This is a genomic window from Pseudomonas sp. BW16M2 (assembly GCF_014268865.1).
In the GTDB taxonomy this organism is placed as follows: Bacteria; Pseudomonadota; Gammaproteobacteria; order Pseudomonadales; family Pseudomonadaceae; genus Aquipseudomonas; species Aquipseudomonas peradeniyensis.
Map to the genome: position 1 here is coordinate 88,082 of NZ_JABWRI010000015.1, position 24,895 is coordinate 112,976.

The window sequence follows — 24,895 nt, forward strand, 5'->3', positions numbered from 1 at the left end:
TCAGCCCTCCCCCAAGCGCTGACGCCAGCTGATATGCTTCACCGCGCCGTCATCATCGATGGCATAGACCGCCTCCAGCAGTTGCCGCCCGCGGGCTTGAAGGCCCACCGCCGTCACCCGGACCAGCGTCAGCCTGTCCCCGACGGGCTGACCCGCGACACGCAGGCTGTCTCCCAGGGTTTGCAGGTAAACGAAGCCACTGCGGGTCGCCAGCCAGGGTGGAGAAGGCTGCGGATCAGGTGGACTGGGTGGCGGACAGGCCTGGCATCGGGCAGGGATGCTGCCTGCGAGCAGTTCTGCGCCCTCGATCAAGGCAGCCTCAGCCTGCTCGAAGGCTCGCGCGCCGGCCAGCTGATCGCCTGCTTGGCGCTGCTGCAAAAGCGCCTCGCGCATGGCCAGGGTTGCCAGCAGGCCGAACAGCAGGCTCAGGACCAACGCCAGCAACAGCACAACGCCACGCTGCCCCGTCACGACCCGGCTCCCGGGTTGCGCAGGGCCACGCTCAGTGAATGGCGCTGCTCGAGGCCATGCTGCCGGTCATACAAGGTCAGGCGAATATCCAGCCGCTCACCCGCACCCGCCTCGACACGGCTGACCTCCAGCGCGCGCACCTGGTCGATGAGGCTGGCATGCTGCGCATTGCTGGTGAGCATCAGACTGCCATTGCGCACCCGATAGGTCACCCGGCGCACCGGCAGCGCCAGCAACTCGCCGTCCCCGACGTGCTGCCCGGGCTGCACCCGCGCCCAACTGCGGCAGTCGCTGAGCACGGTCCAGTCCGGGGTGCCGAGCAACCCGGGCAACTCGGCGCCGACCAGGGTCAGACTGTCGCCGGTGACCTCTATGGGCGACGCGAAGGCCTGGGCCGCGCCAGGATCGGCAAAGTCCTCGGCTTCAAGGCGCAGACACCCGAACATCCCCGCCTGGCGGATATCCTCGGCCATTCGCTGCAAGGCCAGGCGGGCGTCATCCTGCAGGCGCGCCGCCGCGCCCTGGAGTTGCAAGGCCTGATACGCCGAGACGAATACCTGGCCGGCGGCCACCAGCAGCATCAGGCCCAGTGCCAGGGCCAGCAGCGCCTCGACAAGGCCGAAACCCACCTGCCGACGGCTCATGGCAGCACCCTGCCCTGCACGCTCAGCGACTGCCGCCCCTCTCCCATGCCCCGCCAATCGACGTCCAGCACCAGCACGCCCGCGGCCAGGTTCATGCGCCCTTGCGCCGCACCACCGAGCTCTTGGGTCAGGCGCGACTGCCAGGCCGCTTCCTCGCCCGCCTCAAGCGCCCCGGCGGCCCTCACGCGCTCCAACATGCCCTGAGCCAGTTGCAACACCTGCGTTTCCCGCCGAGCGCCCTCGACGGCCTGCAGCCCTCGCACCTGCAAGGCCGCCGATGCGAACAGCCCCAGCGTCAGCACCGTGACGGCCAGCAGCACCTCCAGCAGTGTCATGCCCCCTTCCCTCGCCCCCATAGTCCCCTCCTGGGATCTTTCCTAGGCCGCAACCCGAACCGGCCGACTGGCGCCCTTGCCGGGCGTCCTGGAAGCTACAGAGAAGCACTTCCAGGGAGGAATGCAGCGTGGGGCAACAAGGCGTAACACTGATACAAATGATGTTCGCACTGGGCGTGCTGAGCCTTCTGACACACCAGGGCATATCGGCCTACGGCAAGTTCAGCGATGAGCTTTACGTCGGTGCCGTGGCCAGGGAGCTGGCACAGGCCCTGCGCGGCGCCCGTAATCAGGCGGCGCTAAGGCACCAGGCCGTGCTGGTCAGGCCGCTGGAGGAGGATTGGGGCAAGGGCTGGCGGGTCGTGCTGGAACAGGATGGCGAGCTGTTGCAGACGCATCGACTGCACAGGCCGCTGAGGATTGCCACGACCTCGGACCGGGTCGTGAGGTTCAGCGCCCGGGGGGCGCCGCTGGGGGTGGGTTTTGTCGGTACCACGCTGGACATCTGCCCACGCACCACCCTCGACAGCCGTCATCAGGTGGTGCTCAGCCCCAGTGGCCGGGTCAGCCTGCGCAGCGACGAGGGCCGCCGCTGTGCACCGGACTGACTCAGATCGAGCGGACCCGCAGCTCCTTGGGCATGGAGAAGGTGATGTTCTCCTCGCGCCCGTCGAGCTCTTCGGCGCCGGTCGCGCCCCAGGCCTTGAGCTGGTCGATCACGCCACGCACCAGCACCTCGGGCGCCGAGGCCCCGGCGGTGATGCCGATGCGCTCGGCCCCGTCGAACCAGCTGCGTTGCAGGTCCTCGGCGCCGTCGATCAGGTAGGCCGGTGTGCTCATGCGCTCGGCCAGCTCGCGCAGGCGGTTGGAGTTGGAGCTGTTGGGGCTGCCGACCACCAATACCACGTCGCACTCGTCGGCCAGTTGCTTGACGGCATCCTGGCGGTTCTGGGTGGCATAGCAGATGTCGTCCTTGCGCGGGCCGCCGATGTTCGGGAAGCGTTCGCGCAGGGCGTCGATCACCCGGCTGGTGTCATCCATCGACAGGGTGGTCTGGGTGACGAAGGCCAGGTGGTCAGGGTTGCGCACCTGCAGCCTGGCGACATCGTCCTCGTCCTCGACGAGGTAGATGGCACCGCCATTGCTGGCGTCGTACTGGCCCATGGTGCCTTCGACTTCCGGGTGCCCCTCGTGGCCGATGAGGATGGTCTCACGGCCGTCGCGGCTGTACTTGGCCACCTCGATATGCACCTTGGTCACCAGCGGGCAGGTGGCGTCGAACACCTTCAGGCCACGGCCGGCGGCTTCCTGGCGCACGGCCTGGGAAACGCCGTGGGCACTGAAGATGACGATGACGTCGTCCGGCACCTGGTCCAGCTCTTCGACGAAGATCGCGCCACGGTTGCGCAGGTCCTCGACCACGAACTTGTTGTGCACCACTTCATGGCGCACGTAGATCGGCGGGCCGAAGACTTCCAGGGCGCGGTTGACGATCTCGATCGCCCGGTCGACCCCCGCGCAGAAGCCGCGCGGGTTGGCGAGTTTGATTTGCATGCTCGGCTCCAGGCTCACACGGCCTTCACGTCGAGGATCTGCACCTCGAAGTTCAGGGTCTTGCCAGCCAGTGGATGGTTGAAATCGATGGTCACCTGGTTGTCGTCGAACGCCTTGACCACGCCCGGAAGCTCGGTGTTGGCGGCGTCGTTGAAGATCACCAGCAGCCCTTCGGACAGCTCCATGCCTTCGAACTGCGAGCGCGGCATCACCTGCACGTTCTGCGGGTTGTGTTGGCCGAAGGCGTTCTCCGGGGCGATGCTCAGCTTGCGCTGGTCACCGGCCTTGAAGCCGAACAGGGCGTTCTCGAAGCCCGGCAGCAGGTTGCCGTCGCCGACCTTGAACGTGGCCGGGGCCTTGTCGAAGGTGCTGTCGACGGTGTCGCCGTTTTCCAGGTGCAGCGCGAAGTGCAGGGTGACTTCGGTGTTCTGGCCGATGCGGGTCTCAGTCATGGACGGCTTCCTCGGACTTCTTGCTCTTGAACATGTCCAGCGCCAGCATCACCGCGCCCACGGTGATCGCGCTGTCGGCCAGGTTGAAGGCCGGGAAGTAGTAGCGGTTCTGCCAGTGCACCAGGATGAAATCGACCACATGGCCCAGCACGACGCGGTCGTACAGGTTGCCCAGCGCGCCGCCCAGCACCAGGGCCAGGGCCACCGCCAGCCAGGTCTCGTTGCGCCCCAGGCGCTTGAGCCAGACCACCAGCACTGCGCTGACCACCACGGCGATCAGCGCGAACAGCCAGCGCTGCCAGCCGGAGCTGTCGGCCAGGAAGCTGAACGCCGCGCCGGTGTTGTAGGCCAGGGTCCAGCTGAAGTAGTCGGGGATGACCACGATCTGCTGGTACATGGTCAGCGCGCTGTCGAAGTACAGCTTGGTGGCCTGGTCGAGGACCAGGACCACCAGGCTCAGCCAGAGCCAGGCAAGGCGCCCGAAGCGCCCTGCAGGAGCATTAGGCATAGTGGCGCACCTCGCCCGAACCGCTCAGGTTGTCGACGCAACGGGCGCAGATCTCCGGATGCTCCGGGTGGCTGCCCACATCGGCGCGGAAGTGCCAGCAGCGGCCGCACTTGGCATGGCCGGACTTGACCACTTTCAGCTTGAGGCCTTCGACTTCGGTTGTCACGGCATCGGCCGGCGCCTGGACGAACGGCACCACGCTGGCGGCCGAGGTGATCAGCACGAAGCGCAGTTCGTCGCCGAGCTTGTTCAGGTCGGCGGTCAGGCCCTCTTCGGCGAACAGGGTAACTTCGGCCTGCAGGTTGCCGCCGATGACCTTGGCGGTACGCTGGTTTTCCAGCTCCTTGTTGACCGCGGCTTTAACAGCCATCACGCGGTCCCAGTAGGCACGGTCCAGCTCGGCGTCGGCCGGCAGTTCGGCCAGGCCCTGGTACCAGGTGTTGAGCATCACCGACTCGTTGCGCTCGCCCGGCAGGTACTGCCAGATCTCGTCAGCGGTGAACGCCAGGATCGGCGCGATCCAGCGCACCAGCGCCTCGCTGATGTGGTACAGCGCGGTCTGGCACGAGCGGCGGGCGACACTGTTGGCGCCGGTGGTGTACTGGCGGTCCTTGATGATGTCGAGGTAGAAGCCACCCAGCTCCTGCACGCAGAAGTTGTGGATCTTCGAGTAGACGTTCCAGAAACGGTACTCGCTGTAGTGCTCTTCCAGCTCGCGCTGCAGCAACAGGGTGCGGTCGACCGCCCAACGGTCCAGGGCCAACATGTCTTCGGCCGGCAGCAGGTCGCGGGCCGGGTCGAAGCCGGACAGGTTGGAGAGCAGGAAGCGCGCGGTGTTGCGGATACGCCGGTAGGCATCGGCGCTGCGCTGCAGGATCTGTTCGGAAACCGCCATCTCGCCGGAGTAGTCGGTGGCCGAGACCCACAGGCGCAGGATGTCGGCGCCCAGGGTGTCGTTGACCTTTTGCGGCTCGATGGTGTTGCCCAGCGACTTGGACATCTTGCGGCCGTTCTCGTCCACGGTGAAGCCGTGGGTCAGCAGCTCGCGGTACGGCGCGTGGCCGTCGATGGCGCAACCGGTCAGCAAGGAGGAGTGGAACCAGCCGCGGTGCTGGTCGGAGCCTTCCAGGTACAGGTCGGCGCGCGGGCCGGTGGCGTGGCCGATGTCGTGGGAGCCACGCAGCACGTGCCAGTGGGTGGTGCCGGAGTCGAACCACACGTCGAGGGTGTCGGTGATCTTGTCGTACTGGCCGGCCTCGTCACCGAGCAGCTCGGCGGCGTCCAGCTTGAACCAGGCCTCGATGCCTTCCTGCTCGACGCGCTTGGCGACTTCTTCCATCAGCTCGACGGTACGCGGGTGCAGCTCGCCGGTCTGCTTGTCGAGGAAGAACGGGATCGGCACGCCCCAGTTGCGCTGACGCGAGATGCACCAGTCCGGGCGGTTGGCGATCATCGAGTGCAGGCGCGCCTGGCCCCAGGCCGGAACGAACTTGGTCTCTTCGATGGCCTTGAGCGCGCGCTCGCGCAGCGGCTCGCCAGTGCTCGGCTGCTTGTCCATGCCGACGAACCACTGCGCGGTGGCGCGGTAGATCAGCGGGGTCTTGTGGCGCCAGCAGTGCATGTAGCTGTGGCTGATGGTCTCGGTGTGCATCAGCGCACCGACTTCGCTGAGCTTTTCAACGATGGCCGGGTTGGCCTTCCAGATGAACTGGCCGCCGAAGAACGGCAGCGACTCGACGTACACGCCGTTGCTCTGCACCGGGGTGAGGATGTCGTCGTTGACCATGCCATAGCGCTTGCAGGTGACGAAGTCGTCTTCACCGTAGGCTGGCGAGGAGTGCACCACGCCGGTACCGGCGCCCAGCTCGACGTAGTCGGCCAGGTAGATCGGCGACAGGCGGTCGTAGAACGGGTGGCGGAAGTTGATCAGTTCCAGGGCCGAGCCCGGGGCGGTGGCGATGATCGAGCCTTCCAGGTTGTAGCGCTTGAGGCACGACTCGACCAGCTCTTCAGCCAGCACCAGCAGGCGCTCGCCGGTATCGACCAGGGCGTACTTGAAGTCCGGGTGGATGTTCAGCGCCTGGTTGGCCGGGATGGTCCACGGGGTGGTGGTCCAGATCACGATGGCGGCGGGCTTGGTCAGCGCGCCCAGGCCGAAGGCGGCGGCCAGCTTGTCGGCATCGGCCACCGGGAAGGCGACGTCGATGGTCTGGGATTTCTTGTCGGCGTACTCGACTTCGGCTTCAGCCAGGGCCGAGCCGCAATCGAAGCACCAGTTCACAGGCTTGAGGCCCTTGAACACGAAGCCTTGCTTGACCATCTCGGCCAGGGCGCGGATTTCACCGGCCTCGTTGGCGAAGTTCATGGTCTTGTACGGGTTGTCCCAGTCGCCCAGCACGCCCAGGCGGATGAACTCGGTCTTCTGCCCTTCGATCTGCTCGGCGGCGTACTCACGGCACAGTTCGCGGGTGCGGTCGGCGGTCAGGTGCTTGCCGTGGGTGACCTCGACCTTGTGTTCGATCGGCAGGCCGTGGCAGTCCCAGCCCGGCACGTACGGGGCGTCGAAGCCGGACAGGGTCTTGGAGCGGACGATCATGTCCTTGAGAATCTTGTTCAGCGCATGACCGATGTGGATCTTGCCGTTGGCATAGGGCGGGCCGTCGTGCAGGACGAACTTCGGACGATCCTTGCCAATCTCGCGCAACTTACCGTACAGGCCAATACTGTCCCAGCGCTGCAGGATCTGCGGTTCGCGCTGAGGCAGGCCGGCCTTCATGGGGAAGGCGGTGTCCGGAAGGTTAAGCGTGGCTTTGTAGTCGGTCATTTCAGGCTCTTCGTTAGCGGTTGAGCGTGCCAGTGGGCACGTGCGGCGGCGATGTCCGCGTCGATCGCCGACTTCAGCGCCTCCAGGGAGGCGAAACGCTGCTCTTCACGCAGCTTGTGGTGGAATTCCACCGTCAGGCGCCGGCCATACAGGTCGCCGGCGTAGTCCAGGAGATGAATCTCCAGGTGAGGACGCCCGTCACCGGCAACGGTGGGGCGCACTCCGATATTGCCGACACCCGGCCAGGCCTTGCCGTCGATCTCGATGCTGGCCAGGTAGACCCCGGACAGCGGCACGCGACGACGCTTGAGCTGGATGTTGGCGGTGGGGGTGCCGAGCTGGCGGGCCAGCTTCTGGCCATGCAGCACGCGCCCGGTGATACGGTATGGACGCCCCAGCAGGTGCTCGGCCAGCTCGAAGTTGCCTTCGGCCAGGGCCTTGCGCACTTCGGTGCTGCTGACCCGCAGGCCGTCCTGGATCACGGTATTGGCCGCCTCGACGCTGAAGCCGTGGCGTTTGCCGGCTTCGGTGAGGAAGACGAAGTCGCCGGCGCGGTCGCAGCCGAAGCGGAAGTCGTCGCCCACTTCGAGGTGGCGCACGCCCAGGCCGTCGACCAGCACCGCCTTGACGAACTGCTCGGCGCTGAGCTGGCTCAGGCGCTGGTTGAACGACAGGCACAGCACCCGGTCGATGCCCTCGCCGGCCAGCAGCTCGACCTTGTCGCGCAGACGGGCCAGGCGCGCCGGGGCGCTCTGCGGGGCGAAGTACTCGCGCGGCTGCGGCTCGAAGATCACCACGCAGGTGGGCAGGCCCAGTTCCTGACCGCGTTCGCGCAGGCGTGCGAGGATCGCCTGGTGGCCGCGGTGGACCCCGTCGAAGTTGCCAATGGTGGCGACACAGCCCCGGTGCTCGGGGCGCAGGTTGTGAAGACCTCGAACCAGCTGCATAACGCGCTTCTTGCTCATAAAGTGGCCGATTATAACCACACCCGGGCGCTGGTGACAGGCAGCAGCGCCCCCATGGGGCGTGGAATGCGAAAAACCGACGCCTGACCCCTCTCGCGCCTCAATGCAACGCCTTGCGGGCGAAATGCCGAGGGCGGAAACCACACAGGAACAGGCAGCCGAAGTAGGCCACCACACCCGCCGCGATCAGGCCGCCGAGGCGCAGAAAACGCGCGAGCATGTTGCCCTGTTCCCAGGCCGGCAGGTAGTGCATGCCCAGCAGCAGCACACCCGACATCAGGGTCACGGCCAGCACCAGCTTGAGCAGGAACGCCATCCAGCCCGGCTGCGGTTGGAACAGCTGCTGGCTGCGCAGCTTCCAGTACAGCAGGCCGGCGTTCAGGCACGCGCCCAGGCTGATGGCCAGGGCCAGCCCGGCATGGGCCAGCGGGCCGATCAGCACCAGGTTGAGCAATTGGGTGCAGACCAGGGTGAAGACCGCGATCTTCACCGGCGTGCGGATATTCTGCTGCGCATAGAAGCCAGGTGCCAGTACCTTGACCAGGATGATCGCCAGCAGGCCCACCGAATAGGCAATCAGGGCGCGCTGGGTCATGGCCGCGTCGAAGGCGGTGAACTTGCCGTACTGGAACAGCGCCACGGTCAGCGGCTCGGCGAGGATGGCCAGGGCCAGGGTGCAGGGCAGCACCAGCAGGAAGCACAGGCGCAGGCCCCAGTCGAGGATCCGCGAATACTCCTCGCGGTCCTTGTTGGCATAGGTCTTGGCCAGGGTCGGCAGCAGGATGGTGCCCAGGGCCACGCCGAGCACGCCGGAGGGCAGCTCCATCAGGCGGTCGGCGTAGTACATCCACGACACCGAGCCTGCCACCAGGAACGAGGCGAAGATGGTGTTGATGATCAGCGAGATCTGGCTCACCGACACCCCGAGGATGGCCGGCAGCATCTGCTTGAGCACGCGCCACACGCCGGTGTCGCGCAGGCTCAGGCGAGGCAGCACGAGCATGCCGATCTTTTTCAGCGCAGGCAGCTGGTACAGCAGTTGCGCCAGGCCACCGGCCAGCACACCCCAGCCCAGGGCCATGATTGGCGGGTCGAAGTACGGCGTCAGCAGCACGGCGAAAGCGATCATCGCCACATTGAGCAGCGTGGGGGTGAACGCCGGCACGCTGAAGCGGTTCCAGGTGTTGAGGATCGCGCCGGCCAACGACGACAGCGAGATCAGCAATATATAAGGAAACGTCACCCGCAGCAGCGAGGTGGTCAGCTCGTATTTCTCCGCACTGTCGACGAAGCCCGGCGCGGTGGCCCAGACCACCCACGGCGCGGCGAGGATGCCGATCACCGTGACCAGGGCCAGGACCAGGGTCAACAGGCCGCTCACATAGGCGATGAAGGTACGGGTGGCCTCCTCGCCCTGCTGGGTCTTGTACTCGGCCAGGATCGGCACGAAGGCCTGGGAGAAGGCCCCCTCGGCGAAGATCCGCCGCAGCAGGTTGGGCAGTTTGAAGGCGATGAAGAAGGCGTCGGTGGCGATGCCGGCACCGAACACCCGCGCCAGGATGGTATCGCGCACGAAGCCGAGCACCCGGGAAATCATGGTGATGGAGCTGACCGCGGCCAAGGATTTGAGCAGGTTCATCGAAAAGTTTCACGCCAGAGACAGAGGGCGCTGCCAGACAGCGTCCGAATGTGCGATACTCCCGCGCCTTCGCAGGGGAGCCAAAAATTCCCGAGTTTACAGGTCGTGCGACAGAAAGGAATATTTCCCTCCTGTTGGCTCACCACTCGGCGGAACCCTGCAGGTGGCCTTGACATCCGTTCGACTCATCGGCATGATTCGCGGCCTATTTTGTTTGCTATTTACCTAAAGTCTTTCGAGGAGCTCGACGGTGGCCAACTCACCTTCCGCCAAGAAACGTGCAAAACAGGCTGAGAAGCGTCGCAGCCACAACGCCAGCCTGCGTTCCATGGTCCGCACCTACATCAAGAATGTAGTCAAAGCCATCGACGCAAAAGACGCCGAAAAAGCGCAAGCCGCTTACGTTCTGGCTGTACCTGTAATCGACCGTATGGCCGACAAGGGTATCATCCACAAGAACAAAGCTGCTCGCCACAAAGGCCGTCTGAATGGCCACATCAAGGCGCTGAAAGAAGCTGCAGCTGCCTAAGCGACGTTCTTGTCGAAAAAACCGACCCTAGGGTCGGTTTTTTTATGCCTGCAATAACGTGTGGATTGCCTATATAAAGAAGGCCCATGGCGTGGCACCTGTTTCGCGGGCAAAGCCCACCGGCACCACGCCTGCCAACCAGCGGACCGCCCTGCCGCTCAGTCCACCGCTGCCTGCAGCCTGCCTGCCCGACGGTACGCCTGCCGGGCGAAACACACGAACAACCCTGCCATCAGCGCCAGCGCCATGGGCAGGCCATGGGGCGCCACATCCATTGCCGCGCCGCTGACCAGCGGACCGACCAGGCTGCCGACACCCCACAGCAGGCCGACACTGGCGTTGGCGGTCACCAGGTCCTGGCCCCTGAAGCGCTGCCCGATCAACACCAGCGCCAGGGTATAGATGCCCCCGGCCACCGCCCCGAGCACCACCAGCAGCGGCCACAGCAGCCAGGTCATCTGCAGCAGCCAGGGCAAGGCAATACCGATGCTCATCGCCACCAGCCCGCATACCAGGTGCAGCCCGGTGCGCTCGACCCGATCGGCCAGCCAGCCCAGCGGCAGCTGGAAGATCATGTCGCCGGCGAATACCACCGTGACCATCAGCGCCGCCACACCCACGGCAAAACCGTGGCTGCTGGCGTACACCGGCAGCAATGACAGCACCACCGCGTCGAAGAACGAGAAGAACAGCACCGCCACGCACAAGGCCGGGGCGACACGGAAGAAGCCGGCCAGGCCGAAGCTCTTCTCACCTTCGTCGCCATGCTCGACATGGTCGTTGGGCACGGTGAACAGGATGCACAGCAGCGCCAGGCCGTAGCAGACGGTGACCACGCCGGTCAGCCATGGGCTGTCGGCGCCGAGCAGCGCCAGCAGTGCCGGGCCGAGCACCTGAAAGCCGGTGAAGCTGGTGGCGTACAGGGCCATGATCTTGCCGCGGTTGTGCTCCGGGCACAGCTCGTTGACCCACGATTCGCCGAGGATGATCGCGATGCCCATGCCGATGCCGAGCCCCAGGCGCAGCAGCGCCAGCCACAGCATCGAGTCGAAGGCCCATTCCAGCAGGGCGATGCTCAGGGTGCACAAGCTGAAGCTGAGCAGGTAGATGACGCGCCGGGTCAGGTGTCGGCAGCAGGCGTCGACCATGAAGGCCGAAAGCATCATGCCCGCCGCCGGGATCGCCGAGATGATGCCGATCTCCAGTGTCCCCGCCCCCGCCTCGTGCAGGCGCAACGACACCAGTGGCAGGCTCGCCCCGAGGCTGAAACCGACCACCGACACGGCGAACAACAGGCCCACCAGCAAACGCATGTTCATGTACCACTCCTTGCAAGCCGGCGCGCAGGGGCTCTGGCCCTGGCCGACTGGAAAATCCGCTGAAAGATGTTCGAACGCAGGCGCCCGCGATCACGCCGCAAAGGCGCGGGATGCAGGGGCGCGGATCAGTTCAGGGCAAGGTGTGGCGAGAAGGTGAAGGCGAACAGCACGCTGCGTCGACGCTTGAGCACCGTGTCGCTCGGCCACGCGCGGCGCGCTGTCGGGGCGACAGGCTGGCGAGCGGAGCGGAAGACATCGGTACGGCGCATTGCATTGACTACGCAGGGATTGAGGAAGCGGCACTCTAGGCCAGGACAACCTTGGCCGTCAATTGGCTGACTGAGCTTGATTTTGGCCTGAGTGACGCTCACCGCATTCAAGGCTGCCAGGAACCAGTGGTCTAGAGTCGCAAGCATGTACTAGCAATTCTGCCAGTTGTCGAGGCAGCCCCATCCCCTTAAAAATTGGCCACAGTTCATGCCTCTCCATAGAGCGCCCCATGGAAAATCCACTCGCAAGCAAAGCGCTACTGGCCACGGACATGCAGGGCTCGGTACTGCTACGACACGCCAGGGGAAATCACAATGCAATCCCGTATTGCGCATACGGCTACACCCCGTTGAATCCTCAACAGCTACTATTGGGATTCAACTCAATACGGATTGAGCCTGCCGGAATCTATCTGCTTGGCAATGGATACCGTGCATTTCACCCCATCTTAATGAGGTTTGGTTCGCCGGACACCGCCAGCCCATTCAACGCAGGTGGAATCAATGCGTACGCTTACTGCCAATCAGACCCAGTCAATCGGACAGATCCCGATGGTCACATGATACGCCGTATCCGAACCCTTCTCGGAGGTCGCGATCCATCGCCGGTACCGATAGCCAACACGGCGGCCCCCACACTCTCTTCTCCAGATGAAAACATACAGAGTGATTTCAACAGCGCACAACCAGCAGGCTTGCCACATTACTTTGAAGGATTCAAATCTCCTCCCCCCTAAAGTGCCGCCCCTGAGCCTGACCCCAAAAGTTTGCCTACATCAACCTTTGACTCTCCTACTTATTCCCCCACGCCGAAGCCGGGTGAAGTAGTTCTTGAATTCAGGAGCGACAAGATTGTAGAGGTCGAATCGCTGGTAGCTACTCGCAACACAAGGCAAACACTTTCCAACCAACGTTCGACTTCAGGGTTTGCCCGACTACGTGCTACCAATTCGCAGATGACACAGATACGAAACAACAGACCACTGCAAAACGATAACGGAATACTCGCAGCAGTGAATGGAAGTTGAACACTCAGCAGTATACAAACAGCGCTCAGAAAACCCGATAGCAAGAGCCGCGCACCATAGCGCGGCTCTCCTCAACTCTCTTAGTGCTTCCCAGTAGCCGGCAAAAACACCGCCAACAACCCAAACAACGGCAGGAACGAGCAAACCCCATACACATACTCGATCCCACGCAGATCAGCCACATACCCCAGCAGCGCAGCACCGATGCCGCCGAAGCCGAACATCAGGCCGAAGAAGATCCCGGCGATCATCCCGACATTGCCCGGCACCAGTTCCTGGGCATACACCACGATGGCCGAGAACGCCGACGCCAGGACAAAGCCGATCACCACGCTGAGCACGGTGGTCCAGAACAGGTCGGCATACGGCAGCGCCAGGGTGAATGGCGCCACCCCGAGGATCGAGAACCAGATCACCGCCTTGCGCCCGATGCGGTCACCGATCGGCCCGCCAAAGAAGGTGCCCGCGGCCACCGCGCCGAGGAACAGGAACAGGTGCAACTGCGAACTGGCCACCGACAGCTGGAACTTCTCGATCAGGTAGAAGGTGAAGTAGCTGGTGAAGCTGGACATATAGAAGTACTTGGAGAACACCAGCAAGCCCAGCACCACCAGCGCCAGGATCACCCGCTGGCGCGAGATGCCGTGGGTGGCCTGCACCGCCTTGCGCGCCGTGGCCTGGTTGAGGTGCTCCTTGTACCAGCGGCGCAGCATCAGGGTCACGGCGAAGAAGAACAACCCGGCCACGCCGAACCAGGCGACATGGGTCTGGCCGAAGGGAATCACGATCGCCGCCGCCAGCAGCGGGCCGAGGGCGGAGCCGGCGTTGCCGCCGACCTGGAAGCTCGACTGCGCCAGGCCGAAACGCCCACCGGAAGCCAGGCGGGCGATGCGCGAGGTCTCGGGGTGGAAGGTTGACGAGCCGATGCCCACCAGCGCCGAGGCCAGCAGGATCATCGGGAAGCTGCCGACGAAAGCCAGCATCACGATACCCACCAGGGTGCATACCGTGCCCAGCGGCAGCAGGTTCGGCGTGGGCCGCTTGTCGGTGAAGAAGCCCACCCACGGCTGCAGCAGCGAGGCGGTGATCTGGAAGGTCAGGGTGATCAGGCCGATCTGGGCGAAGCTCAGGTTGTAGTTGGCCTTGAGCATCGGGTAGATCGCCGGCAGCACCGACTGGATCAGGTCGTTGATCAGGTGCGCCAGAGCGCAGAAACCGATGATGCGCATCACCAGCGGCGTCGCCTGGTTTGCCGGGCTGGTGACACTGGAAGTGGTGGTACTGCTGATGGCCATGGGCTGGATGTCCGTCCGCGGGTTGGGATCCGATTATCGTGAAACAAATAGATACGAAGCTACCTTTTTATTTTGCCGAGCCTTCCATCCGACACGTACTTGTAAATAATTCTCAATATAATTAGCATCCTTCTCCTCTTCCCTGTAAACGCTGGGCAAAACCGCCCTCCTCCTGCGAGCAGACCGATCCCATGAGCCCGATGCCCGCCTTGCAGCCCACGCCCGACCCCGAGCAGGAAGCCTTGGACTGGTTCTCGCGCCTGCGCCAACCCGGCTGCGACGAGGCCCTGCGCCAGGCATTCGCCAGCTGGTGCCAGGACCCGCTCAACGCAAGGGCCTATGCCCAGCTCGAAGCCTACTGGCAGCAATTGCAGGTGCCGGCGGCACGCCCGCGACCACGCATCGCCAAGGTCCGCCGCAGTCGCGCAGGGCTGTGCCTGGGGCTGCTATTCCTGCTGCTGGTGGGCGCCCTGGCCTGGCTCTACTGGCCGTCGATGCAGCGCCTGGGCAGCGAACTGCACACCGACAGCGGCGAGCGCCGCAGCGTGCGCCTGGCCGATGGCTCGACACTGCACCTGGACAGCGCCAGCGCGATGAATGTCGACCTGCGTGGCCGCACCCGCCAGCTGCACCTGGTGCAGGGGCAGGTATACCTGGAGGTGATGCTCGATGGCCGGGCCATGGAGGTGCAGGTCGACGACACCCGCATCCAGGTGTTCGGCACCCGCCTGCAGATCGCCCGCCATGCCGACTACGACGAACTGGTGGTGTTCGGCGGCAAGGCTGCGGTGTTGCAGGGCGGCGACCAACGCCTAGTCAATGCCGGCGAACGGGTGACGTTCAGCGAAAGCCGCATCAATCCGGTCGAGAAGATCGATGCCAAATTGGCCGATGCCTGGCGCAACGGCCAATTGAAGGCCAGGAACCTGCCGTTGAGCGAGGTACTGGAGCGCCTGGCCGATTACCGTGGCCAGCGCGTCTGGCTGCTGAACGAGCAAGCGGCCTACCAGCGCGTCAGCGGCGATTTCGACCTCGACCACCCGGCGCAGAGCCTCGAGCGCCTGGCCGCCGACCAGCAACTGCGCCTGCACAACCTGCTCGGCCACTGGCTGATCGTGCGCTGAAGCGCCCTTCCCGGCTAAGTTTTTGAAAGGTTGGCAATTTTTTTTAAAAACGTTGTTGACAGGATCGCGATTCGAGCTAATAATGCGCGCCAAGTTGGCTACATAGCTCAGTTGGTTAGAGCATAGCATTCATAATGCTGGGGTCCGGGGTTCAAGTCCCTGTGTAGCCACCACCTTTTAAAAGGGCTTATCGAAAGATAAGCCCTTTTTCTTTGCCTGCGAAAAAGCTACTTCACGCCTGCCACCACCACGGCCAGCCCCAGGCCGATCAACGCCACGCCGATAACCCGATCGACCACCACCTGCCGCTCGATCATCGCCCGACGCAGCAGGTGATTGGAGAAAAACACCGCCACCAGGCTGAACCACACCCAGTGGGCGAACGACATGAACGCACCATAGGCGAAGTCCAGCGCCAGCGGGCTGCCGGGCTGCACCACCTGGGTGTAGGCACTGACCACGAAGAGCATGGTCTTGGGGTTCAGCGCGTTGGTCAGAAAGCCCGTGCGCAAGGTGCTCGCCACATTTATCTCGCTGTGCGCCAGGCCGTCGAGGCTTATACGCGTGGTATTGGTCAGCGACTTGTAGCCCAGGTACACCAGGTAGCCCGCCCCCACCACCTTCATGGCCAGGAACAGGGTCGGGCTCTGGCTGATGATCACGGCGATGCCGAGCACGGTGTACAGCACATGCACCTGCACGCCCAGGGCGATGCCTACCGCTGCCGCGAGACCGGCCTTGCGGCCCTGTGCATAACTGCTGCGGGTGACCATGGCGAAGTCGGCGCCGGGGCTGATGACGGCCAGGAGGGTGAAGAGGGCGACGGCGATGAGTTCGTTCACAAACAGGTATCCTCGATGAAAATTCACGGAAGATGGGATTATCCTGTTGCCTTGAACGGGTAAAAATCGATTTATAGTGAGGCTAATCTGCTAGTTTTACTCACCTATTTGCATTGAATCGACCGGCCTATCGCGGGGCAAGCCCGCTCCCACGCGTGCTTCACGCTGCACTTGTGGGAGCGGGCTTGCCCCGCGACAGGGCCGGAACAGGCCAGCCCATGAAACTGCCTCCCCTCACCGCCTTTCGCTACTTCGACATCGCCGCCCGCACCGAAAGCTTCGTGCGCGCTGCCGAGCACCTGCACGTCACCCACGGCGCCGTCAGCCGCCAGGTGCGCCTGCTCGAGGAAAGCCTAGGCGTGGAACTGTTCGAACGGCGCAACCGGGCGATCTTCCTCACCCGCGCCGGACGCGACCTGCAGGCCACCACCCAGGCGATCTTCGAGCAACTGGAGGGCGCCGTGCAGCGTCTGCACCAGCAAGCTCACGACAACGTGCTGGTGGTGTCCTGCGAGCCAACCATCGCCATGCGCTGGCTGATTCCGCGCCTGCCGCGCTTCCATGCCCGGCACCCTGACCTGCAACTGCACCTGGTGGCGGCCGGCGGCCCGGTGGACTTCGCCCGCGGCGGCATCGACCTGGCCCTGCGCCGCGATGACTTCCACTGGGACCGCCAGCTGCACAGCCTGCAGATCTGCGATGAGTGGATCGGCCCGGTCGCCACGCCGGATCTCAAAAGCCAGCGCCTGCTACACAGCGCCACCCGCCCCGACGCCTGGGCCACCTGGCTGCGCCTGAGTGGCCAGGACTTGCGGCAAACGGCGCGCAGCGACTTCGAACACTTCTACCTGTCGATCCAGGCCGCCAGCGCGGGCATGGGAATGGCCATCGCCTCGGCGCTGATGGTCCGTGACGAACTGGACAACGGTCAGCTACAGGCGCCGTACGGCTTCCTGCGCGATGGCTCCGGCTACCACCTGCTCAGCCCGCAGCCGCTGGATGACGGCAGCAAGCGCCAGTGTTTCGCGCAGTGGGTCGGCGACGAGTGCCGGGCCTGCCTGGCTCACCTGGGCTTGCTGCAGAACGACGAACCGGCACTGCCATCACCGCCCCAGGTGCGATAGCCGGCCGTGTCGAGATGGATACGCCCGGAAGGGTAACGGCCCAGCCCCATGTTCCAGGCCTGGCCGTGCTGCTGCCAGAAGCGGCACAGCGGGCTCGGGTCGGCCCAACGCGGCAGCAGCAGGTCGACGGCGAAGGCGCGCATGTGCGCGCTGCTTGGCGCGCCGCCAGCACAGGCATTTAGTCGAGGATCGCGGTAGGCCGACACCACTTCGAACTGACGCAGGATGCCCTGGCGGTCCAGGGTCTGGATCAAGGCCAGCGTCGAGCGTACCGCCGGCCAATGGCTCGCCGGCGGCACCGCGAAGGGCGAGGCGTTGCACAGTCGCCAATCCGAGGCCGAGCGCAACAGCTGATGGATCGGCACCACGCCATACAGCCGGGCGTCCACCAGCATTTCACGAAACCTGCGGTTCTCGTGATCCCCGGCCCACCGGGCGAACATCCACACATCGCGTTCATCGGCCTGGACCGCACCGAGCCCGATCAACGCGCTAGCCAATAGCCATGTCCTGGCGCTTTTCATTCCCCCTCCTCTTCGTCCACCATGGGCGCGCCCGCCGTCCTGGCGGCCACTGACAAGGAGTTAAGCATGCACAAGATTGCTGTATCGGGCCTGGCCGCCCTCGCCTTCAGCGGCCTGGCCATGGCCGACGCGCAGATCGACCTGGGCGATGCCCAACGGGTCACCCGGTTGTTCGCCTACCCCAACAACTGCAACGTGATCTGCTACCGCGACTGGACACTCGAACAGACCGTCGAGCACTACCTCACCCAGAGCGTGCAGCGCGATGGCTACGCCAACGCCAAGGTCTCGGTGAACCGCGACAACGACAAGCTGCACGCCAGCATCACCGGCGTGCCGGCCAGCTACAGCGAACCCCTGCGCAAGCTGCTCGACAGCGGCGACCTGGCCTACCAGGGCGCCACCCGCCTCAACCAGAAAGGCGGCTGGGACTACAGCTGGTACCTGTTCCTGCCCCTGGGGATGGCCCTGGAGAACCGTCGCAGCATTGAGCTGCTGCATTTCCCGCCGGACTACTCGCTGACCCGCTATCAAGACTACCTGAAGTCCAACACCACCGACCGCTGGGCCGAGCTTCTGACCTTCAACGGCGTCGAGGCCACCCAGACCCCGGCCTACCAGACCATCGTCGACATCGCCCCGATCGCCGCGCCGGCCAGCGCGGGCAAGGATCTGGAAGGGGTCTACAGCTACTTCAACGACTACCAGGTGCGAATGGTCAAGGAAGTGGCCCTCACCCACGACGGCAAGACCGCCTTGCCGATGGTCGCCTTCGGCGCGCCGGTGCGCGCGTGGATCCAGCAGCAGTACGGACCGAAGGTCAACGTGCTGGGGCTGGTCAGCATCGCGCCGGAGCCGGACAGCGCCAAGGTGCCCGTGCTCGGCGCCAACCACCCGAGCGCGATCTGGTACGCGGCCGATCCGAAAAGCTACGACGGCGACCAGGACAAGGCCGACGCCGCGGGCCTGAAGATGATGGGCCAGGACCTCTCCGCCGCCTGCTGGCAGGCCGGCATGGGTCGCAACCCGCAGGCCGACGCCACGCTCACCCTGCAGGCCTGCACCAGCAAGTGGCAGGTGACCCAGAAGAAGCAGACCTGCGAGCTGTTCTACCGCACCATCCGCGACATGACGCCGGAACAGGCGGCGGCCAAGTGCAATACCGGGACGGTGACGCGCAGTCTTCGCGATCTGCGCAAACCCTTGGAGACGAACGAGACCGACCAGGCGCTTTGAGCCGCCCAGTCGATCGCTCCAGGTAGCCTGGACCAAAGGGGCGACTGCGCCCCTTTGGCGTCACACGCGGTTAGAAGCGCTCATCACGCAAGGCCGGCAAGGTGATGTCACGCACGTAGCTGGACGACGACAGGCTCAGCATCATCCGACACACCTGCACCACATCGTGCACGGGGATCAGCGTCCCCTCCCCGCGCCGCTCGGCCTGGGCCAGCGGCACATCCAGGCCGTCCTCGGTATTCAGGTAGCCCAGGTTCAGGCAACTGACGCCCAGGCCCTGGTCGCGGAAGCCTTCGCGCAGCGCCTCGGCAATGCCGCGCAGGCCGAACTTGCTGGCGCCGAAGGTCACCTCTGGGCGCCCGCTCCCTGGCAGGCCGGAGGTCGAACCGGTAAGAATGATCCGTGGCCGGTCGCTTTGCAGCAGCACCGGCAGCAGCCGCTTGATCAACAACAGCGGCGCGGTGATGTTGGTGTCGACCATGCGCTCGATCTGCGCCTCGTCGTCGTCGAGGAAGCTGTAGCCCTCGTCGAAGGCCCGCGCCTCCCAGATCCCGACGTTGTAGACCAGCACATCCAGCCCGTCCCCGGCCACCGCCTCGTGGATAATCGCGGCGGCCTGGCGCGGCTGGCCGAGGTCGGCCTCGATCCAGCGTACCGCGCCCGGCAACGCCGCCGGCCGGGTGCGCGACACCCCGACCAGCGTATCGCCCACGCCACCCAGGCCCTGCACCAACGCCCGTCCCAATCCCTTGCTCGCACCGACCACCAGAATTCGCATCGAATCACTCCCTATGGACTGCGCCAGATAGTACCCTGCCCCACCCAGTAATTCAGTCGGAAATACCAGGACACCGTGGACAGAGATCAACTCGAACGCAACCAGATTCCCCTCTACTTCGTCGCCGTAGTGCTGGCCGCCGCGCTCGGCCTGCTGGCACCGGGCGCCGCCGATCCGCTGGCGACGCTGGTGACTCCGGCCATCGCCGTACTCATGTACGCGATGTTCCTGCAGATCCCCTTCCTCGACCTGCGCGCAAGCCTGGGCAACCGGCGCTTCATGGGCGCGCTGCTGCTGGCCAACTTCGTGCTGGTGCCGCTGTTGGTGTGGGTCGGTACCCGTAGCCTGGTCGAACACCCCGCCGTGCTGGTCGGCGCCTTGCTGGTGCTGCTGACACCGTGCATCGACTACGTGGTGGTGTTCACCCATATCGGTAAAGGCGATTCGCGCCTGACCCTTGCCGCCACGCCGGTGCTGCTGCTGGTGCAACTGGCGCTGCTGCCCTTGTACCTGGCGCTGATGCTCGAAGGCGCCGGTAGCGTGGAAATCTCGCTGGCACCCTTTGTCGAGGCGTTCGTGCTATTGATCGTATTGCCGCTGCTGCTGGCCATCGCCAGCAGCGCCGGGGCGCGGCGCTCGGCCCTGGTCGCGAAATGGAACAACGCCTGGGCCTGGCTGCCGGTGCCGGCCATGGCGCTGGTACTGGTGGTGGTGATCGCTTCGCAGATCGGCGTGGTGGCCAGCCGTCTCGACGACCTGCTACCGGTGCTGCCGGTGTATGTCGGTTTCGCCCTGCTGGCACCGCTGCTCGGATTGCTCGCGGCGCGGCTGTTGCGGTTATCCACAGGCGAGGCCCGGGCGGTGACTTTCAGTGCCGCCACGCGCAACTCGCTAGTAGTGCTGCCGTTGGCGCTGGCGTTGCCAGAGTCGATCCGGGCGCTGGCGGCGGCGGCGGTGATTACCCAGACCTTGGTGGAGCTGGTCAGCGAGTTGATCTACATCCGCGCCGTACCGGCGTTGATTCGCCGTTAGGCCAGTTGCAAGCGCCACTGGCCGCAATGGCTGAAGCGCACCTCGGCCAGGGGTGGCACATCGATCCGGTGGAAGGACGCCAGGGGCGCAGCCAACGCATGCAGCATCGCGGCGCGGATGACAAAGGGGTGGGTGATGGCGAGCCACTGGCCAGGCACCAGCGCGCTGTCCATCCAGCTGGCGACGCGCTCGCACAAGGCGGCGATCGACTCACCGCCGTGCGGCGTGGCATACGGGTCGGACAGCCAGGCCTGGAGGGCGTCTTCGTCCAACTGCTTGAGAAGCAGCCCCTTCCACTCGCCCAGGTCGCAGTCGCGCAGCCCCTCATCGACAGTCGCGCTCAGGCCCTCGGCCGTCTGGCGGGCACGCAACTCCGGCGCGCTGAGGCAACGGGCGGTTGTCGATAGCGGCGCCGAAGGATCACGCAGCGGCTCGTCATCAAGCGCGAAGCGGCCTACCCGCTGCGCCTCGGTGCGGGCGTGGCAGACCAGGGTGAGGTGAATGGGTTTCATGGCTGGCGCACGCCCTCCCGCAAAGCAGGGCCACCCAGGCGGGCGGCCCGGCATGCATCACTTGCCGATCTGGATCTTCGGCGCCCACTCCAGCCAGGCATCCTCGGGCTTGTCGAACAAGGCGAAGGTCTGCTGCGGTCGCGCCGGGTTGCCCATCTGCTCGCCGTCCGGCGTGGCGAAGGCGATGCCGCCCTCGATCAGGGTCTCCACCGACTCGGTGCGCACCGTGGCGCCCTTGAACAGGCCCCAGTCGAAGCCGAAGCCGCTGCTGTTCCAGAAGCGGCTGCCGCCGCGCACCAACCCGGCGTAACGCGGCTCGATCAGGATGTGGATAAGTACCCGGTCGGCGGTCTGGCCCAGCTCGAAGCCGGTGACCCTGCCCACCGTGACCTCGCGGTAGGTCACCGGCACGCCCGGCTTGATCGAGCCACGGCGCGCCGCGCTCAGGGTCAACGGCAGGCCGACCTCTTCGCCTTTCACTTCCGGCGCATCGCTCAGGGCGATGAAGTCACGCTGCGGCCCCTTGTCCTTGAGCGCCGGCAGCACCTCCAGGTACTGGCCGCCGATCAGCGTGTCGAGGTTCTGGGTACGCACCAGGCCCAAGGCCGGCTTGACCACCCAGAACTGGGTGCCGGCACGGGCGATGCGCTCGGCCGCCTGGGTGATCCGTGCACGCAGCACCACGGCCTGCAGGTCGGCGGTCAGGTCGACACTCTCGACACTGCCCACATCCAGCCCACGGAAGCGGATCGGCGTGCCCGGTTTCAGGCCCTCGGCGCGCTCCACGCGAATGGTGACCAAGGTACCGGCACGGTTGGCCGCATCCTGGCTTTCATGCAGTCGGAAGCGCGGAATACGGCGCTTTAGCGGCACATCCGGTTTCGGCGTATCGAAGGCGATGCCACCGGCCATAAGCGTCTGCAACGACTCGCTCTTGACCTGGATCCCCGAGAGGCCGCCGGTCAGGGTGATGCCACTGGCATTCCAGAAGCGCGAGGAGCCGTTGACCAGGTTCTCGTATTCCTTCTCGATGTGCACCCCGATCAGGATGCGCTTGCTGTTGCGGGCGAACTGGTAGCTCTGCACGCTACCCACGCGCACCTGGCGATACATCACCGGGCTGCCCACTTCCAGCGAGCCCAGGGTATCGGCGAACAGCACCATGTGTCGGCCCGGCGCCTTCAGGTCCAGCGGCGGCGCCTTGGGTCGCGCCTCGAACTCGCGCAGCGGCTTGGCACCTGGCTCACCCGGGCGCACGGCGATGTAGTTGCCCTTCACCAAAGCCTCGAGACCGGTGATGCCGGCAAGCGAGATGGACGGCTTGACCACCCAGAACTGGGTGCCTTCGACCAGGTAGTCTTCGGCCAGCGGATCGAGGGTCAGCTCGGCCATGGCAGTGGAGAGGTCGCCTTCGACTTTCAGTTCCTTCAGCGTTCCCACCTGGATACCTTTGTACAGCACCGGCGTGCGGCCCTTCTGCAGCCCCTCGAAGTCACTGAGCTTGACCTTGACCCGGATGCCGGCCTGGGCGGCATCGAAGTCTTCGTACAGGCGGAACGGCAGGCTCGGATCGGTGGGCGGGCTGTCCTTGCGGTTTTCCGGTGTGGCGAAGGCGATACCGCCGGCGACGATACTCGACAGCGACTCGGTACGCACCTTCACGCCGGATAGGTCGGCGTCGATGCTGACCCCGCTGGCGTTCCAGAACCGCGTGTGCTTGCGTACCAGGCTGGCGTAGGCCGGGGCGATGAACACCTTGATCTCCACCGTGCCCTGGTCTTCGGACAGGCGATAGCTCTTCACCCGGCCCACTTGGATCTGCTTGTAGAACACCGGGCTGTCACGATTGAGCGAGCCCAGGCGCTCGGCCTTGAGGGTGAGGTGCAGGCCCGGCTCGGAATCGGACAACGGCGGCGCCTCCTTGAGCGCAGTGAAACGCTTGGTCTGCTCGCCCTCCCCCGGATCGACAGCGATGTAGTTGCCTGAAACCAGTGTTTCCAGCCCCGAAATACCGGCCAGGCTGACACTTGGCTTCACCAGCCAGAATCGCGTGCCCTTGGTCAGGTGAGGTCCTGCCTCCTTGCGCATCTCGATGGTGGCGACGACACCGCGGTTTTCCCCCTTGTCATCCAGCACCAGGGCGACGACCTTGCCCACCGACATGCCCTTGTAGATGACCTCGGTCTTGTTGGCGACGATGCCCTCGCCACTCTCGAAGCGCACCTGGATCTCGATACCGGCATCGCTGTAGGCCTTCCAGGCCAGCCAGCCACCAATCGCCAAGGCAATCAGCGGCAGGATCCAGATGGCCGACCAGTTCGAAGCGGGGCGGGTTTTAGCCGTAGGCAAATCACTCATGGTCGTCATCCGACTCCGTGTTGTCCCAGATCAGTCGGGGATCGAAAGTTAAAGCGGCGAGCATCGTCAGGATCACCACGGTGGCGAAGGCGACGGCGCCCAGGTTGGCTTCGACACTGGCGATGCGGCCGAAATTCACCACCGCCACCAGGATGGCGATGACGAAGATGTCCAGCATCGACCAGCGGCCGATGAATTCGATGAAGCGGTACATCAGGATGCGCTGGCGCGCCGAGAGCGGCTGGTGGCGCTGCACCGAGTACAGCAGCAGGGCGATGCCGACCAGCTTGAAGGTCGGCACCAGGATGCTGGCGATGAACACCACCGCGGCGATCGGCAGCATGCCGTGCTTCATCAAGGTGATGACGCCGGACATGATGGTGTCCGGGCTGCCCTGGCCGAGGGCGCTGACGGTCATGATCGGCAGCACGTTGGCCGGGATGTAGAGCACCATGGCCGTGATCAGCAGCGCCCAGGTGCGCACGATGCTGTTGGGGCGCCGGGCATGCACCACCGCACCGCAGCGGGTGCAGGTCTGCGAGGTGCTGTCCGGCTCCTGGCGGTTCAGCTCGTGACATTCATTGCAGACCAGGATGCCTGCATCAATCGCCCGCATGGACATCCTCCCCCGACAAGGCCACCCAGATCTGGTGCGGCGACATGACCACCTCGAGCCACACCTGCACCAGCAACAGGCTGATGAAGCAGAACAGGCCCAGGCCGATGCTCAGCTCGGCCAGGTCGACCAGCTTGACGATGGCCACCAGCACGCCCATGAAGTAGACCTCGAGCATGCCCCACTCACGCAGGTGGTGATAGATACGATAGATCAGCAGGCCGTAGCTGCGGCCAAAGTCCAGGCGGATGCTCAACAGCACCATCAACTGGCAGAGCAGCTTGAGCAAGGGGATAGCCATGCTGCACAGGAACACCACCACGGCGATGCCGCGCATCTCTGAGTTGTACAGGCCAAGCACACCGCTCCAGACGGTGTCGTCGGAGGTCTGGCCGAGCAGGTGCAACTGCATGATCGGCAGGAAGTTGGCCGGCACGTACAGCAGCAACGCGGTCAGGACCAGGGCCAGACTGCGGTTGATCAGGTTGTGGCGATGGGCATACAGCTCGTAGCCGCAGCGCGGGCACTGGGCCTTCTCGTCATTTTGCAGCGTGGTCTTGCGCATCAGCAGGTCGCACTCGTGGCAGGCCACGAGCTCGTCCAGCGGCATCTGCGCGAGCGCTTCGGGATCGACAGGGTTGGGCATAAAGGCATTCTGAATGGATGCGTCGGCTCTATTCTAGTGTTCCGACTCGAATTGTGGGAGATGGCCATTATGAGGAACTGTATCGGCGTTCGGGTCACATTTTCCGCAGACAACGCTACTCCCCTGTAGGAGCGGCCTTGTGCCGCGAAAGGGCTGCGTAGCAGACCCGGTTGGTGCGCGGTCTCTGTAGAGGACCACCGTGGGAGCGGGCTTGTCGGAACGCCGCACCGCCCGGATAAGGCTAGATCAGGCCGTGATGTTATCCGGGCAT

24 protein-coding genes, 1 tRNA gene and 2 pseudogenes are annotated in these 24,895 nt (G+C 64.8%); 8 read left to right on the forward strand and 19 right to left on the reverse strand.

From position 1 onward, the window contains the following. From HU735_RS15485 to HU735_RS15495, 3 genes and pseudogenes are all read right to left on the reverse strand, one after another. Complete coding sequence (locus tag HU735_RS15485) at positions 1-471, reverse strand: hypothetical protein (protein WP_186714210.1); 471 nt, start codon at positions 469-471, stop codon at positions 1-3. After that, entirely contained in the window at positions 468-1,115 is a 648-nt protein-coding gene (locus tag HU735_RS15490; RefSeq protein ID WP_186714211.1) for a pilus assembly protein PilW, read from the reverse strand. The genes HU735_RS15485 and HU735_RS15490 overlap by 4 nt, the downstream gene beginning before the upstream one ends. A gap of 218 nt (positions 1,116-1,333) precedes the next feature. Continuing rightward, a pseudogene (locus HU735_RS15495) lies at positions 1,334-1,471 on the reverse strand (pilus assembly protein PilV); the annotation flags it as partial. A gap of 137 nt (positions 1,472-1,608) precedes the next feature. Between HU735_RS15495 and HU735_RS15500 the strand changes: the two are divergent. Next, complete coding sequence (locus HU735_RS15500) at positions 1,609-2,058, forward strand: GspH/FimT family protein (protein WP_186714212.1); 450 nt, start codon at positions 1,609-1,611, stop codon at positions 2,056-2,058. Position 2,059: 1 nt separating this feature from the next. Here the strand turns inward: HU735_RS15500 and ispH are convergent, their stop codons facing one another. The 6 genes from ispH to murJ all read right to left on the reverse strand — a co-directional run bounded on the left by ispH (position 2,060) and on the right by murJ (position 9,392). Further along, positions 2,060-3,004 (reverse strand): 4-hydroxy-3-methylbut-2-enyl diphosphate reductase, encoded by a 945-nt coding sequence (gene ispH / locus HU735_RS15505; RefSeq protein ID WP_028689902.1) that lies wholly within the window; start codon positions 3,002-3,004, stop codon positions 2,060-2,062. Positions 3,005-3,018: 14 nt separating this feature from the next. Continuing rightward, positions 3,019-3,456: a peptidylprolyl isomerase gene (locus tag HU735_RS15510; RefSeq protein ID WP_023629753.1), complete on the reverse strand. Its 438-nt coding sequence runs from the start codon at positions 3,454-3,456 to the stop codon at positions 3,019-3,021. After that, positions 3,449-3,964, reverse strand: coding sequence for a signal peptidase II (gene lspA / locus HU735_RS15515; RefSeq protein ID WP_186662657.1), 516 nt, complete (start codon positions 3,962-3,964; stop codon positions 3,449-3,451). Before lspA ends, HU735_RS15510 begins: the two co-directional genes overlap by 8 nt. Beyond that, positions 3,957-6,788: an isoleucine--tRNA ligase gene (ileS, locus tag HU735_RS15520; protein WP_186714213.1), complete on the reverse strand. Its 2,832-nt coding sequence runs from the start codon at positions 6,786-6,788 to the stop codon at positions 3,957-3,959. Before ileS ends, lspA begins: the two co-directional genes overlap by 8 nt. Continuing rightward, positions 6,785-7,735: a bifunctional riboflavin kinase/FAD synthetase gene (ribF, locus tag HU735_RS15525; RefSeq protein ID WP_186714214.1), complete on the reverse strand. Its 951-nt coding sequence runs from the start codon at positions 7,733-7,735 to the stop codon at positions 6,785-6,787. The genes ileS and ribF overlap by 4 nt, the downstream gene beginning before the upstream one ends. Positions 7,736-7,853: 118 nt before the next feature. Next, entirely contained in the window at positions 7,854-9,392 is a 1,539-nt protein-coding gene (gene murJ, locus HU735_RS15530; protein ID WP_186714215.1) for a murein biosynthesis integral membrane protein MurJ, read from the reverse strand. 250 nt (positions 9,393-9,642) lie between these two features. Between murJ and rpsT the strand changes: the two genes are divergently transcribed. Further along, entirely contained in the window at positions 9,643-9,921 is a 279-nt protein-coding gene (gene rpsT, locus HU735_RS15535) for a 30S ribosomal protein S20 (RefSeq protein WP_023533220.1), read from the forward strand. A 158-nt stretch (positions 9,922-10,079) separates the two neighbouring features. On the opposite strand, the gene HU735_RS15540 is transcribed toward rpsT, so the two are convergent. Both HU735_RS15540 and HU735_RS15545 read right to left on the reverse strand, forming a co-directional pair. Continuing rightward, on the reverse strand, positions 10,080-11,240 hold the full coding sequence (locus HU735_RS15540) for an MFS transporter (protein WP_186714216.1): 1,161 nt from the start codon (positions 11,238-11,240) through the stop codon (positions 10,080-10,082). 125 nt (positions 11,241-11,365) lie between these two features. Continuing rightward, positions 11,366-11,509 carry a hypothetical protein gene (locus tag HU735_RS15545; protein WP_186714217.1) on the reverse strand — a complete coding sequence of 48 codons (144 nt, stop codon included), beginning with the start codon at positions 11,507-11,509 and terminating at the stop codon, positions 11,366-11,368. 335 nt (positions 11,510-11,844) lie between these two features. On the opposite strand from HU735_RS15545, the pseudogene HU735_RS27120 reads away from it, so the two are divergent. Continuing rightward, a pseudogene (locus HU735_RS27120) lies at positions 11,845-12,069 on the forward strand (RHS repeat-associated core domain-containing protein); the annotation flags it as partial. A 548-nt stretch (positions 12,070-12,617) separates the two neighbouring features. On the opposite strand, the gene HU735_RS15555 reads toward HU735_RS27120, so the two are convergent. Beyond that, positions 12,618-13,832: an MFS transporter gene (locus HU735_RS15555; RefSeq protein WP_186714219.1), complete on the reverse strand. Its 1,215-nt coding sequence runs from the start codon at positions 13,830-13,832 to the stop codon at positions 12,618-12,620. Between the two features lie 200 nt (positions 13,833-14,032). Here HU735_RS15555 and HU735_RS15560 point away from each other — a divergent pair, with 200 nt between their 5' ends. Together HU735_RS15560 and HU735_RS15565 are read left to right on the forward strand one after the other, a co-directional pair. After that, positions 14,033-14,956 carry a FecR domain-containing protein gene (locus tag HU735_RS15560; RefSeq protein WP_186714230.1) on the forward strand — a complete coding sequence of 308 codons (924 nt, stop codon included), beginning with the start codon at positions 14,033-14,035 and terminating at the stop codon, positions 14,954-14,956. A gap of 96 nt (positions 14,957-15,052) precedes the next feature. Continuing rightward, positions 15,053-15,129: transfer RNA gene (locus HU735_RS15565), tRNA-Met, on the forward strand. A 54-nt stretch (positions 15,130-15,183) separates the two neighbouring features. Here the strand turns inward: HU735_RS15565 and HU735_RS15570 are convergent. Next, on the reverse strand, positions 15,184-15,798 hold the full coding sequence (locus HU735_RS15570; RefSeq protein ID WP_186714220.1) for a LysE family translocator: 615 nt from the start codon (positions 15,796-15,798) through the stop codon (positions 15,184-15,186). A 218-nt stretch (positions 15,799-16,016) separates the two neighbouring features. On the opposite strand from HU735_RS15570, the gene HU735_RS15575 reads away from it, so the two are divergent. Next, positions 16,017-16,922 carry a LysR substrate-binding domain-containing protein gene (locus HU735_RS15575; protein ID WP_186714221.1) on the forward strand — a complete coding sequence of 302 codons (906 nt, stop codon included), beginning with the start codon at positions 16,017-16,019 and terminating at the stop codon, positions 16,920-16,922. Here HU735_RS15575 and HU735_RS15580 read toward each other — a convergent pair. Then, the gene (locus HU735_RS15580) at positions 16,862-17,446 is read right to left on the reverse strand and encodes a D-Ala-D-Ala carboxypeptidase family metallohydrolase (protein WP_186714222.1); all 585 of its coding nucleotides are present in this window, start codon (positions 17,444-17,446) and stop codon (positions 16,862-16,864) included. The two genes, HU735_RS15575 and HU735_RS15580, sit on opposite strands and share 61 nt — an antisense overlap. Positions 17,447-17,512: 66 nt before the next feature. Between HU735_RS15580 and HU735_RS15585 the strand changes: the two genes are divergently transcribed. Then, positions 17,513-18,682, forward strand: a complete 1,170-nt coding sequence (locus tag HU735_RS15585) for a hypothetical protein (RefSeq protein WP_186714223.1) — start codon at positions 17,513-17,515, stop codon at positions 18,680-18,682. 70 nt (positions 18,683-18,752) lie between these two features. Here HU735_RS15585 and HU735_RS15590 read toward each other — a convergent pair whose 3' ends face one another. Continuing rightward, entirely contained in the window at positions 18,753-19,460 is a 708-nt protein-coding gene (locus HU735_RS15590) for an SDR family oxidoreductase (RefSeq protein WP_050703650.1), read from the reverse strand. A 75-nt stretch (positions 19,461-19,535) separates the two neighbouring features. Between HU735_RS15590 and HU735_RS15595 the strand changes: the two genes are divergently transcribed. Beyond that, positions 19,536-20,492: an arsenic resistance protein gene (locus tag HU735_RS15595; protein WP_186714224.1), complete on the forward strand. Its 957-nt coding sequence runs from the start codon at positions 19,536-19,538 to the stop codon at positions 20,490-20,492. Here HU735_RS15595 and HU735_RS15600 read toward each other — a convergent pair. Genes HU735_RS15600 through HU735_RS15615 form a run of 4 tightly spaced genes read right to left on the reverse strand, consistent with a single transcriptional unit; the run spans position 20,489 to position 24,624 of the window. Beyond that, the gene (locus HU735_RS15600) at positions 20,489-21,004 is read right to left on the reverse strand and encodes a histidine phosphatase family protein (RefSeq protein WP_186714225.1); all 516 of its coding nucleotides are present in this window, start codon (positions 21,002-21,004) and stop codon (positions 20,489-20,491) included. The genes HU735_RS15595 and HU735_RS15600 overlap by 4 nt on opposite strands. 57 nt (positions 21,005-21,061) lie before the next feature. Beyond that, entirely contained in the window at positions 21,062-23,362 is a 2,301-nt protein-coding gene (locus tag HU735_RS15605; RefSeq protein WP_186714226.1) for an MlaD family protein, read from the reverse strand. Then, on the reverse strand, positions 23,355-23,978 hold the full coding sequence (locus HU735_RS15610) for a paraquat-inducible protein A (protein WP_186714227.1): 624 nt from the start codon (positions 23,976-23,978) through the stop codon (positions 23,355-23,357). Before HU735_RS15610 ends, HU735_RS15605 begins: the two co-directional genes overlap by 8 nt. Then, the gene (locus HU735_RS15615) at positions 23,965-24,624 is read right to left on the reverse strand and encodes a paraquat-inducible protein A (RefSeq protein ID WP_186714228.1); all 660 of its coding nucleotides are present in this window, start codon (positions 24,622-24,624) and stop codon (positions 23,965-23,967) included. Before HU735_RS15615 ends, HU735_RS15610 begins: the two co-directional genes overlap by 14 nt. Positions 24,625-24,895: the final 271 nt, after the last annotated feature.

Bases quoted from the DNA above. Each gene is read 5' to 3' on its own strand.
- HU735_RS15490 (WP_186714211.1), bottom strand. From the start codon at position 1,115: ATGAGCCGTCGGCAGGTGGGTTTCGGCCTTGTCGAGGCGCTGCTGGCC.
- HU735_RS15500 (WP_186714212.1), top strand. From the start codon at position 1,609: ATGATGTTCGCACTGGGCGTGCTGAGCCTTCTGACACACCAGGGCATA.
- ispH (WP_028689902.1), bottom strand. From the start codon at position 3,004: ATGCAAATCAAACTCGCCAACCCGCGCGGCTTCTGCGCGGGGGTCGAC.
- HU735_RS15510 (WP_023629753.1), bottom strand. From the start codon at position 3,456: ATGACTGAGACCCGCATCGGCCAGAACACCGAAGTCACCCTGCACTTC.
- lspA (WP_186662657.1), bottom strand. From the start codon at position 3,964: ATGCCTAATGCTCCTGCAGGGCGCTTCGGGCGCCTTGCCTGGCTCTGG.
- ileS (WP_186714213.1), bottom strand. From the start codon at position 6,788: ATGACCGACTACAAAGCCACGCTTAACCTTCCGGACACCGCCTTCCCC.
- ribF (WP_186714214.1), bottom strand. From the start codon at position 7,735: ATGCAGCTGGTTCGAGGTCTTCACAACCTGCGCCCCGAGCACCGGGGC.
- murJ (WP_186714215.1), bottom strand. From the start codon at position 9,392: ATGAACCTGCTCAAATCCTTGGCCGCGGTCAGCTCCATCACCATGATT.
- HU735_RS15540 (WP_186714216.1), bottom strand. From the start codon at position 11,240: ATGAACATGCGTTTGCTGGTGGGCCTGTTGTTCGCCGTGTCGGTGGTC.
- HU735_RS15545 (WP_186714217.1), bottom strand. From the start codon at position 11,509: ATGCGCCGTACCGATGTCTTCCGCTCCGCTCGCCAGCCTGTCGCCCCG.
- HU735_RS15555 (WP_186714219.1), bottom strand. From the start codon at position 13,832: ATGGCCATCAGCAGTACCACCACTTCCAGTGTCACCAGCCCGGCAAAC.
- HU735_RS15560 (WP_186714230.1), top strand. From the start codon at position 14,033: ATGCCCGCCTTGCAGCCCACGCCCGACCCCGAGCAGGAAGCCTTGGAC.
- HU735_RS15575 (WP_186714221.1), top strand. From the start codon at position 16,017: ATGAAACTGCCTCCCCTCACCGCCTTTCGCTACTTCGACATCGCCGCC.
- HU735_RS15580 (WP_186714222.1), bottom strand. From the start codon at position 17,446: ATGAAAAGCGCCAGGACATGGCTATTGGCTAGCGCGTTGATCGGGCTC.
- HU735_RS15585 (WP_186714223.1), top strand. From the start codon at position 17,513: ATGCACAAGATTGCTGTATCGGGCCTGGCCGCCCTCGCCTTCAGCGGC.
- HU735_RS15590 (WP_050703650.1), bottom strand. From the start codon at position 19,460: ATGCGAATTCTGGTGGTCGGTGCGAGCAAGGGATTGGGACGGGCGTTG.
- HU735_RS15600 (WP_186714225.1), bottom strand. From the start codon at position 21,004: ATGAAACCCATTCACCTCACCCTGGTCTGCCACGCCCGCACCGAGGCG.
- HU735_RS15605 (WP_186714226.1), bottom strand. From the start codon at position 23,362: ATGAGTGATTTGCCTACGGCTAAAACCCGCCCCGCTTCGAACTGGTCG.
- HU735_RS15610 (WP_186714227.1), bottom strand. From the start codon at position 23,978: ATGCGGGCGATTGATGCAGGCATCCTGGTCTGCAATGAATGTCACGAG.
- HU735_RS15615 (WP_186714228.1), bottom strand. From the start codon at position 24,624: ATGCCCAACCCTGTCGATCCCGAAGCGCTCGCGCAGATGCCGCTGGAC.